The 15,085-nt window shown below is 59.1% G+C and carries 14 protein-coding genes; 8 read left to right on the top strand and 6 right to left on the bottom strand.

Translation table 11 applies throughout. The features are described 5' to 3' along the window. Nucleotides 1-12 precede the first annotated feature (12 nt). Nucleotides 13-1,443, bottom strand: coding sequence for an aminotransferase-like domain-containing protein (locus tag MRS74_RS05280; RefSeq protein WP_254579231.1), 1,431 nt, complete (start codon nt 1,441-1,443; stop codon nt 13-15). A gap of 166 nt (nt 1,444-1,609) precedes the next feature. Between MRS74_RS05280 and MRS74_RS05275 the strand changes: the two genes are divergently transcribed. From MRS74_RS05275 to MRS74_RS05260, 4 genes are all read left to right on the top strand, one after another. Continuing rightward, nucleotides 1,610-1,777, top strand: a complete 168-nt coding sequence (locus MRS74_RS05275; RefSeq protein WP_254579230.1) for a DUF1127 domain-containing protein — start codon at nt 1,610-1,612, stop codon at nt 1,775-1,777. An 84-nt stretch (nt 1,778-1,861) separates the two neighbouring features. Next, nucleotides 1,862-2,749 carry a PhzF family phenazine biosynthesis protein gene (locus MRS74_RS05270; protein WP_254579229.1) on the top strand — a complete coding sequence of 296 codons (888 nt, stop codon included), beginning with the start codon at nt 1,862-1,864 and terminating at the stop codon, nt 2,747-2,749. Nucleotides 2,750-2,874: 125 nt separating this feature from the next. Continuing rightward, entirely contained in the window at nt 2,875-3,477 is a 603-nt protein-coding gene (locus tag MRS74_RS05265; RefSeq protein ID WP_254579228.1) for a CBS domain-containing protein, read from the top strand. 207 nt (nt 3,478-3,684) lie between these two features. Further along, the gene (locus MRS74_RS05260; RefSeq protein ID WP_254579227.1) at nt 3,685-4,854 is read left to right on the top strand and encodes a type III PLP-dependent enzyme; all 1,170 of its coding nucleotides are present in this window, start codon (nt 3,685-3,687) and stop codon (nt 4,852-4,854) included. A gap of 73 nt (nt 4,855-4,927) precedes the next feature. Here the strand turns inward: MRS74_RS05260 and hisC are convergent, their stop codons facing one another. After that, nucleotides 4,928-6,004, bottom strand: a complete 1,077-nt coding sequence (hisC, locus tag MRS74_RS05255) for a histidinol-phosphate transaminase (RefSeq protein WP_254579226.1) — start codon at nt 6,002-6,004, stop codon at nt 4,928-4,930. Nucleotides 6,005-6,459: 455 nt separating this feature from the next. Between hisC and trhO the strand changes: the two genes are divergently transcribed. After that, a complete protein-coding gene (gene trhO, locus MRS74_RS05250) occupies nt 6,460-7,443 on the top strand; it encodes an oxygen-dependent tRNA uridine(34) hydroxylase TrhO (protein ID WP_254579225.1) in 984 nt (327 codons plus the stop codon). 323 nt (nt 7,444-7,766) lie between these two features. Then, the gene (locus MRS74_RS05245) at nt 7,767-8,450 is read left to right on the top strand and encodes a GGDEF domain-containing protein (RefSeq protein WP_254579224.1); all 684 of its coding nucleotides are present in this window, start codon (nt 7,767-7,769) and stop codon (nt 8,448-8,450) included. Nucleotides 8,451-8,492: 42 nt separating this feature from the next. Here MRS74_RS05245 and MRS74_RS05240 read toward each other — a convergent pair whose 3' ends face one another. From MRS74_RS05240 to MRS74_RS05225, 4 genes are all read right to left on the bottom strand, one after another. Beyond that, nucleotides 8,493-9,533, bottom strand: coding sequence for a nucleoid-associated protein (locus MRS74_RS05240; RefSeq protein ID WP_254579223.1), 1,041 nt, complete (start codon nt 9,531-9,533; stop codon nt 8,493-8,495). A gap of 466 nt (nt 9,534-9,999) precedes the next feature. After that, on the bottom strand, nt 10,000-10,203 hold the full coding sequence (locus MRS74_RS05235) for a PA3496 family putative envelope integrity protein (RefSeq protein WP_254579222.1): 204 nt from the start codon (nt 10,201-10,203) through the stop codon (nt 10,000-10,002). Nucleotides 10,204-10,589: 386 nt separating this feature from the next. Further along, entirely contained in the window at nt 10,590-10,784 is a 195-nt protein-coding gene (locus MRS74_RS05230; protein WP_254579221.1) for a PA3496 family putative envelope integrity protein, read from the bottom strand. A 235-nt stretch (nt 10,785-11,019) separates the two neighbouring features. After that, nucleotides 11,020-11,727 carry a hypothetical protein gene (locus MRS74_RS05225; protein ID WP_254579220.1) on the bottom strand — a complete coding sequence of 236 codons (708 nt, stop codon included), beginning with the start codon at nt 11,725-11,727 and terminating at the stop codon, nt 11,020-11,022. Nucleotides 11,728-11,961: 234 nt separating this feature from the next. On the opposite strand from MRS74_RS05225, the gene MRS74_RS05220 reads away from it, so the two are divergent. Next, nucleotides 11,962-14,697 carry a bifunctional acetate--CoA ligase family protein/GNAT family N-acetyltransferase gene (locus MRS74_RS05220; protein ID WP_254579219.1) on the top strand — a complete coding sequence of 912 codons (2,736 nt, stop codon included), beginning with the start codon at nt 11,962-11,964 and terminating at the stop codon, nt 14,695-14,697. Next, a complete protein-coding gene (locus MRS74_RS05215) occupies nt 14,670-15,059 on the top strand; it encodes an MGMT family protein (RefSeq protein WP_306421954.1) in 390 nt (129 codons plus the stop codon). The genes MRS74_RS05220 and MRS74_RS05215 overlap by 28 nt, the downstream gene beginning before the upstream one ends. The last annotated feature ends 26 nt before the right edge of the window (nt 15,060-15,085 follow it).

The raw sequence follows: 15,085 nt of genomic DNA, 5'->3' as shown, positions 1-15,085 counted from the left end.
ACATCGGGCTGCTCAGGCGACCCGATCGATTTCCTGCAGCATCTGCTGCACTTCAATACCCACCTGTTGCAGGGCCCGGTCCTGGGCGACCGAGGGCTTGTCCGAAAAGTTCAGCCGCATGCAGTTGCGGTATTTGCCCGAGGCGGAGAACAGCACCCCCGGGCCTATGCGGATACCGTTGGCCTGCAGGCGGTCATTCAACTGCAGAGTGTCGATATCCCCCGGCAGCTCGACCCAGAGCAAAAAGCCGCCCTGGGGATAGCTGATTCGCGTGCCGGGGGGAAAGTAGCGCTCCACCGCGGTAATCATCTGATCGCGCCCATTCAGATATTGCGCCCGCATGCGTCGCAGGTGACGCTCATAGCCACCCTTCTCGATAAACTCCGCCACCGCCAGTTGTGGCAGGGTCGAGCTGGCGGCGGTGCCAACATATTTCATGTGCATGACCTGGTCCCGGTATCGTCCGGGGGCCGCCCATCCCACTCGCAAGCCCGGTGCCAGTACCTTGGAAAAGGAGCTGCACAGCAGTACCCGGTCATCGATATCGAAGGACTTGATGGAGCGTGGGCGTGGAAACTGGAAACTCAGATCACCGTAAATATCGTCCTCGATAATAGCGACGTCAAAGCGCTGGGCCAGGCTGACCAGCTGGCGCTTGCGTGTCTCCGGCATGGTGTAGCCCAGCGGGTTGTTGCAGGTGGGCGTCACCTGAATGGCGCGGATTGGCCACTGTTCCAGGGCCAGTTCCAGGGCTTCAAGGCTGATGCCATTGACGGGGTCGGTGGGAATTTCCATGGCCTTGAGGCCAAAAGCCTTGAGTGCCTGCATGGAGCCAAAGAAACTGGGCGAGTCCACCGCTACTACATCGCCCGGCTGAGTGACGGCGCGAATGCTGGCCGAGAGTGCTTCCTGGCAGCCGGTAGTAATGACGATGTCATCGGGATGCAGCTTGCAGCCGGCATCGATACTCAGACGTGCGACCTGTTGTCGCAGCTCCGGCGAACCCTGCAGACTGTCGTAGGCGAAGCCGCGCAGGCCGTCACCGCGCTTGCCCTCGGACAGGGCCCGTTGCAGCGGCTTGAGTGTGGCGGCGGTGATATCCGGCATGCCGCGTCCGAGCGACAGCACGCCCGGCGTTTCGCCGGAGCAGAGCAGGTCCAGCACATGTTCCCAGTGGGAGACTTCCAGCGGCCGCTGTGCCGGTCGGCTGATATCCGGCAGTTGCGGGGTGGCGGGTCGCAGGCGGACATAGTAGCCGGACTTGGGTTTGGGCTGGGCCAGGCCCTGGTCCTCCAGCAGTCGGTAGGCTTCCTGCACGGTGGCCACGCTGACGCCGTGCTCCCGGCTCAGGGCGCGAATGGAGGGCAGTCGGTCGCCACAGCGATAAAAACCCTGTTCGATACGCGATGTCAGCTCAGATGCAACCTGCTCATAGAGTTTCATTACAGATCCTGGGTGCTCATAAAATATCAGTACAGATTAAAGTAAAATTAGCAGTACAGTCGTAAGTTCTCAATATCTGTGATGGTTAAATAATATTTTTTTGAATCTGTAATGGTTTTCGGCCTTTCGATAATCTGTACAACATCAACAACGGGAGGACGAAACCATGTTAAGTATTGAACTCTTCCATCGCATATGGAAAGCCCTGCGCCGTGCACAGCAACGCTATCAGTCACGTCGTCAGCTGCTGGGTCTGGATGACAGGAGTCTTAAGGATATAGGCGTAAGCCGGGCCGATGCCTACCGTGAAGGGCACAAGCGCTTCTGGGAATAATGACACGCCCGTGTGCGCGATCAGGGGCTGTATCCTGCCGGGATAGAGCCCTGAAACTGACCCTGTCGAGGAGTGCAGACAAAGATGCAAAAGCTCAATTTCCATACTCTGGATGTGTTCACCGACACGCCCTTTTGCGGTAACCCGCTGGCGGTTTTTACCGATACTGGCGAGTTGCCGACAGCCTTGATGCAGCAGATTGCCCGCGAGCTGAATCTGTCCGAAACGGTGTTTGTCGGGCCGGCGATGGCGGCCAATCGCTTTAAAACGCGGATCTTTACACCGGGCGGGGAAATTCCCTTTGCCGGTCACCCGACCATAGGTACGGCGTTATTGTTGTTGCAGCTCGGGCGGCTGGCACCGGAGCAGCCGGACACACTGGTGCTTGAACAGCGGGTGGGGCCGGTGCGGGTGGAGATCGAAGCCACCGAGTCGGGGCCCGTGGCGCGCCTGCGCACTGCCAGGCTGCCGGAAATTTCGGCCAGTTCGCTGAGTCGGGATGAGGCCGCTGTGCTGATCGGCTTGCAGCCTGAACAGTTGGTGGCGGAACCTGTGATTGCCAGCTGCGGTTTACCGTTTCAGCTGCTGCAGGTCCGGGATCTGGCGGCACTGGGGCAGGCGGCGCTGGATTTGGCGCACTGGCGCCGGTTGCTGGGCGAGGGGCCTGTTTCCAATCTGTACTGCTTTAGCCTGCAAGAGGGCACCGGGACGGTGCGTGCGCGCATGTTCGACCCCGCCAACAATATACCGGAAGACCCGGCCACCGGATCCGCGGCGGCGGCGCTGGCGGGCTACCTGGCCGTGCAGACCGCGACCCCGGGCGCGCACCGGCTGCGGATTGAGCAGGGTATTGAAATGGGGCGGGCGAGCCTGATCCAGACCCGGGTTGAGATGGGCGCGACGGGGGCCGAGGCTGTATTTGTTGAAGGCCAGGCGCGGCGTATCAGCGAGGGGCATTTCCTGCTGGATTAAGTCACGGGGCCGGCAGCTTGGGTCCCGTGATCTGTCACCGGTTGCGTTGGGCAATGAAATACGCTCTGAAACTCGCTATGCTTCTAATTTGTGCGCCAAGAAGAATAATTGCAGTAGGAGCGCTTATGTTTCAGGAATTTCGCCATTTGAGAGTGCAGGAGGCGTCGGACGTCGACCACCTGCTTTCGCCGGTTCAGGTACGCCCGCAATCCACCCTGCGTAGCCCTGCACTGGAAGTCATGACAGATTTTGTCGAGACTGCTCCGGTCACAGTATCGGCTCAGATGAGTGTCGATGAGGCGCTGGACTGGATGAAAAGTCAGCATGTGCGCATGCTGTTTGTCGTCAACGACAAGCACCAGTTCGCCGGTGTCATTACTGCGCGGGATATCGCAGGCTCCGGAGCCATGGTATATGCCCAGCAGCATGGCATTGCCCGATCCGAGGTGCGGGTGTGTCATGTCATGCTGGGCAAGGCGAATATTCGCGGTCTGACGTTCGAGCAGGTGGCCGATGCCACCATTGGTGATCTGATGCTCACCATGCAGGGGTCGGGCGACCAGCACGTCGTGGTGATTGATGAGGGCTATGCCGGCGTCAAGCGGGTACGGGGCGTTATCTCGGCCAGCGACATCTCGCGTATACTCAAGGTCAGTTTTGAAGTCATGTACGAGGCCAAGACATTCGCCGAGATCGAGAAAATCGTCGCCCACGGCGGAGGGCTCTGAGGGACGGGCAAGTTTTTCACTCCGGGGCGAAAATGTTTGCGCCCTGATGTCATTGCTCTATACTCCGCGAAAATTCAGAAAAGAACCCGCGCTGATGCCATCACTGCGGGTTCTTTTTTATGGGTCCAGGATAGCCGGGAGCATCCGATCTGCTCGCAGGCAATGTCTGAGGCCCCAACCACCGCATATTAAGAGGTGCTGCGCCTGATGAAGCTGCCAGAACATATCAGTCCCGAACAGTGGCAACGTGCGAAGGCGATTGCCGACAGCCGGGAGACCCCCTGCCTGGTGATTGATCTGGACAATATCCGCCAGAAGTACACGCAGCTGGTGCAGGGATTCGATTACGCCAGGGTGTTCTATGCGGTGAAGGCGAATCCGGCGGATGAAGTCATAGCGCTGCTGGCACAATTGGGTTCGAACTTCGATATCGCCTCGACCTATGAGCTGGACAAGGTCATGAAGCACGGCGTTGAGCCCGCGCGCATGAGCTTTGGCAATACCATCAAGAAAGCCCGCGATATCCGTTATTTTCATGACAAGGGTGTGCGGCTTTATGCGACGGATTCCGAGGCTGATCTGCGCAATATCGCGGAACAGGCACCGGGCTCGAAGGTTTATATCCGGGTGCTGACCGAAGGTTCCGAGGGCGCCGACTGGCCGCTGTCACGCAAGTTTGGCTGCAACCCCGAGATGGCGGTGGAGCTGGCGGTACTGGCGCGCGATCTTGGACTGCTGCCCTGGGGGCTGTCGTTCCACGTCGGCTCGCAACAGCGCGACATTGATGTCTGGGACGGTGCCATCGCCAAGGTCAAGGTGATCTTTGAGCGCCTGCAGACGGAATATGGCATCGGCTTGAAAATGATCAACATGGGTGGTGGTTTCCCGGCCAGCTATCTGCACAAGGCCAACGAGTTCGCGGTTTATGTGCAGGAAATTACGCGTTTTCTGAAAGAGGATTTCGGTGATGATCTCCCCGAGATCATTCTGGAGCCCGGGCGCTCGCTGGTGGGTGATGCCGGTATTCTGGTGTCTGAGGTGGTGCTGATTGCGCGCAAGTCCGCCACGGCACTTGAGCGTTGGGTGTTTACCGATGTCGGCAAGTTCAACGGCCTGATAGAAACGCTGGACGAGGCCATCAAGTATCCGCTGGCCAGCGAACGTGACGACGATCCGGCGGCCGAGTTCGAAGAGGTGATTCTGGCCGGGCCCACCTGCGACAGCGTCGATATCATGTACGAAAGCTACCGCTATAAGTTGCCGCTGTCGCTGGAAATGGGGGATCGGCTGTACTGGTTCTCCACCGGGGCTTACACCACCAGTTACAGTTCGGTCGAGTTCAATGGCTTTCCGCCACTCAAGTACTACGTCGTTTAATGTAGCGATCGAATTCAACAGCTGAATAAAAACAGGGTGCCTTATAGCGGCACCCTGTTTGCGTTTTGGCCGATCAGGCTTCCAGACGGATGATATCCGGGTGGCCGGTCAGGGTATCGATCAGCCGCTGCATTTCAGCATCGGTACCGATGCTGATGCGCAGGTGATTGTCGATCAGCGGGCGGCTGAAATGCCGCACCAGCAGGCCATTGGCACGCAGGTAGCCCATAAGCTCCGCCCCTTCCAGGTAACGGTGCTGGGCGAAAACGAAATTGGTGCACGAGGGCAGCACGATAAAGCCCAGTGCCTGGAGTTCGTTGCAGGTCCATTCCCGGGTGGCGATGATGCGATCAGTCGTACTGCGAAAGTAATCTTCATCTTCTATCGCGGCGACAGCTGCACTGATGGCGAGCATGTCGAGCGGGTAGGAATTGAAGCTGTTCTTGACCCGCTCCAGTCCGTCGATAAGGTCCGGGTGTCCAATGGCAAAGCCGATGCGCAGCCCCGCCAGGGAGCGTGATTTCGAAAAGGTCTGCACCACGAGCAGGTTGTCGTAGCGCTGCGTCAGGGCGATGGCACTCTGGGCGCCGAAATCAACGTAGGCTTCATCCACCACCACAACGGATTCGGTATTGCGCGCCAGCAGGCGTTCGATGTCGTCGAGTTCCAGCGTGCGGCCGGTGGGGGCGTTGGGGTTGGCGAAGATGATGCCGCCGTTGGTCTGGTCGTAGTCATCCAGACAAATGCTGAAATCGGCCTGCAGCGGGACTTCCCTGTACTGAATGTCGTACAGGTTGCAGTAGACATCGTAAAAGCTGTAACTGATGTTGGGCATCAGCAGCGGTGCCTTTTGGCGGAAGAATGCCATAAAGGTATGCGCCAGCACTTCGTCGGAGCCGTTGCCGACAAAGACGTTGTCCCGCGTAACGCCGTGATAATCCGCCAGCGCCTGTTTTAGCGCCCGCGCATCGGGATCCGGATAAAGCCGAAGACGCTCGAGATCGAAATCCTGCAGTGTCTGCATGACACCAGGTGAGGGCGGGTAGGGGTTTTCATTGGTATTCAGTTTGACGATCTGCTGCTCTTTCGGCTGCTCGCCCGGTACATAGGGAACCAGGTGCTGGATCGCTTCACTCCAGAATTTGCTCATTGCGGTGCTTTCACAGGATGGGTTGAGAGGGCGCCGAGGCGATACAAAGAATGGCGCCTAGCATAGCAGCTTGGCCGGGCGCAGGCCTAGCGGGCGGGTGAAAAGCTGTGTGTTCGCGCTCTGGATCCGTTGTGAAAAGTAGCGGTGTTGTAGCAGTAAATCGGTATGGCGGAGCAATAAAGTCAGCCGACGTCCCACAGGCACCGGGGGCGCCGGCTGAAGATTGGGCCAGGCATGCCCTGTAACCCGGGCAGACCTGATCCGTCTTAGTAGATGCACAGGACGGATAAAAGTTCATCGCCGGGTGAGCAACGCTGCCTTTTTGTGCTGAAGGTTGCACGGGGGGCATCGTTGCTATGTGCATGGGATCGAGGTTTTGCGACAGCATTGGTATAATGCGGCGCCTGTTTAACCTTGCTCCGGGCTTACGCCCCGGATCGCACGATGGAAAAGATATGACTCAGATTGTTGTTTGTGCCTTGTACAAGTTTGCAACCCTGGAGGACTTCGAGTCCATGCGCCAGCCTCTGCACGATGTGATGGAGGCCCAGGGGGTGCGTGGTACCCTGCTGCTGGCCCGCGAGGGCGTCAATGGCACTGTGGCCGGTTCCCGCCAGGGGATCGATGCCGTGCTGACCTGGTTGCGCGCCGATGCACGCCTGGCGGACCTCTCCCACAAGGAGTCCTATAGCGACGAGATGCCGTTTTACCGTACCAAGGTGAAGCTGAAAAAAGAGATCGTCACCATGGGTGTTGAGGGCATAGACCCGCGCCAGGTTGTGGGCACCTATGTCAAGCCCGCGGACTGGAACAGCCTGATCGCCGATCCGGATGTTGTTGTGATCGACACCCGTAATGACTACGAGGTGCAGATAGGCACCTTTGAGCGCGCGCTGAACCCCCTGACCAAGACGTTTCGCGAGTTCCCGGATTTTGTGAAGCAGAACCTGAATCCTGCAACGCACCCCAAGGTAGCCATGTTCTGTACCGGCGGTATTCGCTGCGAGAAATCCACGGCCTACCTGAAGGAGCAGGGTTTTGGCGAGGTGTACCACCTGGAGGGCGGCATTCTCAAGTATCTGGAGGACGTGCCGCAGGAAGAGTCACTGTGGCGGGGTGAGTGTTTTGTGTTTGATAACCGTGTCACCGTCAACCATGCACTGGAGCGCGGCAGCTTTGAGCAGTGCCATGCCTGCCGTCTGCCGATTACTCAGGCGGATATGAACAGCGAGAAATACATGGCGGGCGTTAGCTGTCCGCATTGTTTTGATGAACTTTCAGAAGAGCAACGTGCGCGCTATGCGCAGCGTGAACTTCAGGTCAGGCTGGCCGAGCAGCGTGGTGAAGTCCACCTGGGCGCCGATGCCGCCAAGACCATCAAAAAACGCAAGGATGAGAAAAAGGCGCTACGCGAGCGCCAGGCGCAGAGGCCTTCCTGAGGCGCAGAACGGCCGCGCGGTATCTCCATAAAGCAGCGCTGTCATGCGCTGCGTTTTCCCCGCCCGCTCTTTTGATCCCGATGAGTATGTGTGCCGGGTTACCGGCCCCTGAGTGCCGGTGCGCCATGGCGCTCAAGGGGCCTTAAACTGTTGCTGTCTTTAAAGAGCGACGTTCGTGTTGTGGCGAATGGGCGTTCTCCTTACAATGCATTCTTCGCGTCGTTCCCTCATATGAACGGGACTCTTTGCGGGTGGATAATCACAAGTACTTGAAAAAGCGGCGCTGGCTGCGGGAATTTTTGCTCAGTTGTTTGATTTTGCTGATGATTTTTTATGTCGTCAGTCGGCTGGATCTGAGTGAAAAGCTGTATGCCTTCAGTCGTGCCTATGAAGTTATTGACCTCGATGACATGCTGTTCTCGTTGGGTCTTTTTCTGCCCATCTATATTGCGATCTTCGCGGTTCGCCGTTTTGGCGAGCTGACTATTCTGGTGCGCGAAAGCTCAACCGACAGCCTGACCGGGTTGGTCAACCATCGTCGTATACAGGCGTTACTGGCACAGGAAATCAGCCGTGCACAGCGCTTTCAGCGGCCGCTGTCGGTGATCTTGTTTGATATCGACAACTTCAAGCAGGTGAATGACAGTCACGGTCATCCGGTTGGAGATGCGGTGCTGCGCCAGGTGGCGTCGCTGATGACTGCGGCGGTGCGCGAGGTGGATTTTCTGGCCCGCACCGGCGGCGAGGAGTTCATGCTGGTCGCCACTGAAACCGATGGCGCTCTGGCGCAGGAGGTGGCGGAACGGCTGCGCAAGATATTGTGCGAGGCTGAGTTTGGGATCGGCCGCCCGGTTACTGCCAGCTTTGGTGTGTCCCAGTTGCGCACTAAGGAGACGGCCAGCGCCTTGCTGCAGCGAGCGGATGAGCGCCTGTACTGGTCAAAGCGCGAGGGTCGCAACCGTGTGAGTGGCCTTGCAGCGGGCCCCGCCGACTCGAACAATGGCTGACAGCGAGATCGGCCACTATCGAGGGCTCGCTGTCGGCTGTGTTTATTCCTGCTCCAGGGCTTCACGGATGGTCTGAATGACGCGCGTCGGCAAACGGCGCAGTGTCAGTGTCTGTCCCTGTTCGTCAAACAGAATATCCCGGTCCGAGCCCTGGGCCCCCAGAGAGCGGCGGGCAAAGTCCAGTTGCCAGTTATCCGATTTGGTTTTCACCTTGCTCAGGGCTTTCAGGGTGCCGCGGTGTGGCTGAAATTCCTGACTGACCTGGTAGGGTTCGGTATTGGCAAACTCGCCGAAGGTTGTTCCCGGTGCCGGGTCTTCGCTGGGCGGGATATAGGCATCGAACAGCCGCTCGACTTCATTCAGCGATGCATGGCGCTGCTCGCCACGCTGCTGCTCCAGATAGTTGACGACGTCTTCCACCACTTCATCCTTGCGTTCGTGCAGCGCATTCTGATTGCAGAAGTCACGGGTGGCACGGATGAGCTCGCGGGTGCTCTGGCTCGCCGGAATGGCCTGGCTGCAGCCCAGGGCGCCTGGGAAGTCCTGGCCGATGCTGCCATTGCGCTTGCCCGGTACAAAGCTGAGGTAACTGTCCTGGCTGCGGCCCAGGCGGGTGAGATTGATGCGCAGCGCCTGTACCAGACGCTCAGCCGCCAGCACCTGGGTCTGGATGGGTTGCAGGTTGGCGTCCAGGCTCAGGCGGGTCTCGTGTTCCACCAGGGCGAGCAGCAGGTAGTGATAGCGATCACTCTGATACAGCAGAAAGATGACCTGGCTGTCACAGGTATCGGCCGGCTGGTCGGGTTCTGTGCTTTGCAGCAGCGCTGCCAGGCTGGCATCGGCCAGGGCTTCCAGGTCTGCATCACTGGCACTGTCGCCGGCCAGGGGCAGCAGTGCGGTCGCGAAGGGGTGTTCGTAGAGTGCATCGTCGCTGAAGGCGCCGTGGGTGAGGGCCGAGCGGCGGCCAAAACTGCCGGTAACGGCTTCAAACAGTTGCTGTACCAGCGGTGCCTGCGGATCAAGCGCAGTCAGCTCGCCTGCGGCGCGGGTCAGTGATCGGATAGCGACTTTCTGTAATTCCATGGGAGTTCCGGCTGAGCTTCAGACCGGTGGATTTTACGATAAACAGACCCCTGGGGGCGAGCCGGATTCTGCAATCCTGAGGAGTGGAACCGCCGATGTGCTCCTGTGCGGAGGAGCAGCAGGCTGCTGCAACGGGTTAAGCGGCATGTCGATAGTAAATACAGTCCAGCGCAAGATGCACGGAACTGATCGCTGAGGGGGAATTACTCGCTGGAGAAAGACCTCGGCTTATCGATCAGACTGCTCCCGTGCCTAACAAGCATAGTCGAAACAATGCCTGGACGGCGAGAGGGTGCATTTGACGCAGGGAGCATTGGGCGCGGTGCGAGGAGGCAATCGTTCTGGAGCACGGCGGGACCTTCAGCAGGACATCCGCCAGAGCGTTGCACGGATCGGCAGTAGACTAAGAGCGGGTATCGGGATAGCCGCTCGGGAAGGCTCCGCTGCCAGGGCAGCGGGCGCCGGCTTACTCGTACAGGTTGTCTTCGTAGCCGCTGCTGATCTGACGCGCCAGAAGACGTTCTTCCATGCGTTCTTCTATCTGACGACGTTTCTTGCTGTTGTAGCTGATCTTCTTGCCCCGGGTGTTTGTATCCCGGTCTTCAAAGTCGTCATCCCAGTCTTCGATATCGTCCGCAGGGACTTGATCGACACGAATTTTGGTGCCCATCGGCTCTCGTTCTCACATCTCAGGTTGAAATCAAACAGGGACAGAGCCCTGCCGGTTGAAAAAATTATTGCGCTGACTCGCCGATCTTTTTGCTCGCAACGTTAGCGCCTGCCAAGTTGCCTTCATTTGTAACTTGACAAGCTGCCGTATGGTTTATTTCGCGAATATATAGCAGCTTTTGGCGTTGGGTAAAGTGAATTCTTTGGTGGCCGCGCATTTTGTTGGCGCGGCGCTGAGACGCTGTGCTGGCAGGAGCTGCAGACGAGTTCGGTGTGCGAGGTCAGAGGCAGGTTTTGTTTCTCAGGTTCGTTTAATGCGGGCATGGCGGAGCGGAACCGGGACAGGCCGGTTCCAGGGACTAAGGTCTGGCAGCAGCATGAGAGTGCTTAATCGTCGTCAAACGCATCCTCTATCTGCTGTCTAAGGGCGCGTTCCTCGAGCAGTTGCTCAATGCGGCGCCGGGCAGCAGGGTCGATGGTTTTACGTTTTTCGGGGGCGTCTTCCTTGATCTCCGGTTCGGAGTCCCAATCCACGACATCGTCGTCGTCGGTCATGTCACTGCTGTTGTGTTTTTTAGTCATAGATCTGTTCTCGACATCTGTCCGCGCATTGCCTTGCTGATAATACGGATAGCGCTGCATCTGTCCTGATATGTGACGGCGCCTTACACGCAGGGCCTGCGCGGTGGCACACCCTGTGGTAACTCCCTAACTAGTATGGAACAGATATTAGGGCTTGGGGCGGTGATTTTGCAACGGGGAAAAACCGCTGCCCCTGACCTCTTTTGTTGCGCTGCTGACAGGCCGTTGTGGCGTGCTAGCGCGGGCTGAAAATCAGGTAGGGGAACAGCTGCGCCAGTACGCCTGCGATCGCATCACGCTGGTCGCGGCTGTCAAACATCAGCACCGCATCGCCCTCGGAAAAGTAGGCCCCAAGCAATGCTGGCAGGCGCGTGCCTGACTTGAAAGCCGAGCTGTTGGTGAGGCCGTTGCATTCGAAAGAGCCTGGGCGATTTGGATCATAGGCCCAGCGTCCGGTGCTCCAGCTCGGGGCCTGGGCGGCGCCGATGGCAAAGCACAGGCGCGCCGGGCGCAGGACGAGCGCAAAGCGCTGGCCGATCTTGGTGTCCTGAATGCGCAAGGAAGTGGCCGTGGCGTTGCGGCTCAGGCTCCAGGCAACAAAGCCGGTATCGCCACGATCATTGTCAAACACCATCATCAGGCGGTCCTGCTGCGTCGACCAGCGATTCTCACGAAACCGGTACTCCCGTGCCAGGGTGGCGGCATGCTGGCCGCTGTAAAGCGCCTGACGCTGATAGTCATCGACGAAGCTGCGGGCCAGCTCGCCGGGGTCGGCGCGCAGGGCAGTGATTTGCGGGCGTACCTTGTCGGGAAAAATCTCGGTCAGGCGCGGGGCTGGTTCTGGCTCTGACGGTGGAGTAGCAACGGATGGTGGCGGCGGGGCGCTGCTGCAACCAACGAGTAGCAGGGCAGGCAAAAACAGGCGAAAGTTGGGCAGGTGCATGCGGGGTATCTGTCCTTTGGCTGAAAATGATCCCGAGGTGGGTATTGTATGCCACTTTTTCGCCGCTGGCAGGCCGCAGCCGGATGGCCCTGGACAGGACGCACGGTGCCCGCGTGGCGCGCTTATGCCTAATGACATGCCGATCGGTGGTTCCTGTACCGGCTTTGCAGGCTAGAATAGTAGGCTGATCTGCATGAGCAGCTGCAGCCGTCTCGTTTGAAGAGGAAGCGTCGCGTGTCGACAAAGTACCTAAAACGATTTTTCCAACCCGACTCCATCGCCATCTTTGGGGCCTCGGAGCGCGATGACAGCATGGGCGGTGTCGTGCTGCAGAACCTGCTTGATGGTGGCTACCAGGGTGAGCTGATGGTCGTTAACGCCCAGGGCTACGAGACGGTGCGAGGCGTGCCCTGCGTAAAGAGTGTCAGCGAACTGGTGAAGATGCCGGATCTGGCCATTATCTGTTCGCCGCCCCAGACTGTCGCAGACATTATCCGCAAGCTCGGTGCCCATATGGTCAAGGCGGCGCTGATTCTAACCGGTGGCCTGTCCATTCGGGACAGCAAGACAGAGCGTACCTTGCATGAGGAAGTGCTGGAAGCCGCGCACCCCTATGGCATTCGTATTCTGGGGCCGGACTGCATGGGCTTGCTGGTGCCGGGGTCGTGCATGAATGCCAGTTATTCCCACGTCAATATCAGCCAAGGCAAGGTGGCCTACGTTGGCCAGTCGGGGCTGATCGGTACCGCCATGATTGACTGGGCAAATGGTCAGGGGATTGGTTTTTCCCATTTTATGACCCTGGGCGAAAGTGTCGATGTTGATATCCCCGCGGTGATCGACTATCTGGCCAAGGACCCCCATACCCACGCCATTTTGCTGCAGATGGATCGCATGACCGGCTCTGCGCGGAATTTCCTCTCGGCGGTGCGTGCCGCATCGCGCAACAAGCTGGTGCTGGTCCTTAAGTCAGATGTTGTACAGGACGCCGAGCACAGCGTACGCCTGGCGCCCGGTGTCTGTGATGAGGACCTTGTTTATGATGCTGCGCTGCGCCGTGCCGGTGTACTGCGGGTCGAAACCTCGGATCAGCTGTTCCATGCACTGGAAACCCTTTCGCGCATGAAGCCCATGCGTGGCGAGCGCCTGGCCATTGTGTCCAATGGCATGGGACCCAATGCACTGGCGACCGACCGTTTGTTGCGCGGTCGTGGCCAGTTGGCGCAGTTGTCAGAGGACAGTCGCGAGGCGCTGGCGGCATTGTTGCCGGCTAGCTGGAACCAGGGCAACCCGGTGGACCTTAATGCCGACGCCACGCCCGAGCGCTTTGCCAGTGCGCTGCGTATTCTGGTCGCCGACGCCGCAGTGGATACGGTGCTGGTGATACATGCACCGACCTATCCTGCGCCGGGCGTCGAAACCGCACGGGCGGTTATAGAGGTTGCCAGGGGAACCCCACGCAACGTGCTCAGTTGCTGGATGGGCCGGGCCACGGCCATTGCCGCCCGCAATCATTTCAATACCGCTGGTATTGCCACCTTCATCACCCCTGAGGAGGCGGTTGATGCCTTTTTGCAGATGGTACGCTATAGGCGCAATCAGGAAGTCATGCGCCAGACGCCGGCGCCTTTTCTGAAGCAGAACAGCCAGAATCACATCCAGGCGCGCAATCTGGTGGCCCAGGCGCTGGAGGAAGGTCGCGGGTTTCTGCACCATGCCCAGGCTTGTGAATTGCTGGATCTCTATGGCGTACCTGTGTCCCATTCGTACTATGCCGATACGGTGGAAGGCGTGGTTGAGGTGGCCAAGCAGCTGGGCGGCTCCGTGGCCGTGCGGGTGCTGCACTGTGAAAATGTCTACCCGTTCAGCTATGACGACAAGGTGCGCCGGCGTTGGCGAGATCTGGCGCTGGATCTGTACTCGGTCAGCGAGGTTCGCCATGCCGTGACGCGGCTGGAATATCGCGTGCGGGAGCGTTTCAGTGACGACCAGGTGATGGGGTTCTGCGTGCAGCAGATGAAACGTGGCTTTCAGTCGCTGCAGATCAACGTGGGCATTACGCGTGACCCCGTCTTCGGGCCGCTGCTGCTGTTTGGCGCCGGTGGGTACACGGTGGATGTGCTGGCGGATCGACAGCTGATGCTGCCGCCGCTGAATCAGGCGCTGGCCCGGACCCTGGTGCAGAGCTCGCGGGTGTACGACATTATCTGCGAAAACAGCTATCAGGCTGAGCGCGATGTTGACCAGCTGTGCGACCTGCTGATCAAGCTGTCGGAGATGGTGGTGGATCTGCCCAATATTGCAGGGCTGGAAATCAACCCGCTGCTGCTCAACAAGCGCGGGCTGCTGGCGGTGGATGTGGCCGTGTCGGTGGCTGAGCCTGTGCGCCTGGCAATTTCGCCGTACCCCGAGCATCTGACCGAGTCAATTCGACTGCGTCGCTCGGGCCGTCAGGCCGTGGTGCGGGCTATTCGCGGCGAAGATGAGCCCGATCATCTGGAGTTTTACAATCACCTCAGCCCGGAATCGATCCGCATGCGTTATTTCTACAGTCGCGGTGTGCCAACGCACCAGGAACTGGCCAACTGGACCCAGATTGATTACGACCGAGAAATGGCCTTTGTCGTGTCGGCACCGCGGGAAAACGGCGCCGGCAACGAAACTTTGGCCGTGGTGCGGGCGGTGACGGACGCGGATAATGTGCGCAGTGAATTCTCGATTGTCATTCGGGACGATCTGCAGGGGGAGGGCGTCGGGGCTGTGCTGATGCACAAGCTGATCGACTACTGTCGCAGTCGTGGGACGCTGCAGCTGTATGGCTCGACCCTGCCGGTCAACCGGGGCATGCAGACCCTGGCCCGAAAGCTGGGCTTCAAGATTCGTTTCAATGCCGAAGAGGATGTGGTCGAGATGGTCATGATGCTCAATGAGGCGACCGAGGAATGGCAGATGTACCGGCTGCAGTCATGAGTCTGGAAAATGCCATGGAGCCTGATGGCGGGGCCTATGTCCGCGCAGAGCCCCTCACTGATGCCGAGCGTATCTGGCAGGTGGTGGCACGCATTCCCTGCGGGCGGGTCTGCAGCTACGGCCAGGTGGCCGAGCTTGCGGGCCTGGTGCGTCGAGCACGCCTGGTGGGGCGTATTCTCAGTCGGCTGCCCCAGGGCAGCCGGTTGCCCTGGCACCGGGTGGTGAATGCCAAGGGTGAACTGTCGCTGCCGGCGGAGAGTGAAGGTGCGCAGCTGCAACGTAGTCGGCTTGAGTCCGAGGGTATCTGTTTTTTGCGTGGGCGCATTTCGCTGGCCCAGTATCGCTGGGATGGCGAGGGCTGAGCCGTTACCGGGCGGGCTGTGTTGCG

Source organism: Marinobacterium sedimentorum, assembly GCF_024267675.1.
Taxonomy (GTDB): Bacteria; Pseudomonadota; Gammaproteobacteria; order Pseudomonadales; family Balneatricaceae; genus Marinobacterium_A; species Marinobacterium_A sedimentorum.
Note: the sequence above shows the minus strand (reverse complement) of the source record. Positions and strands in the feature narration are given on the sequence as shown.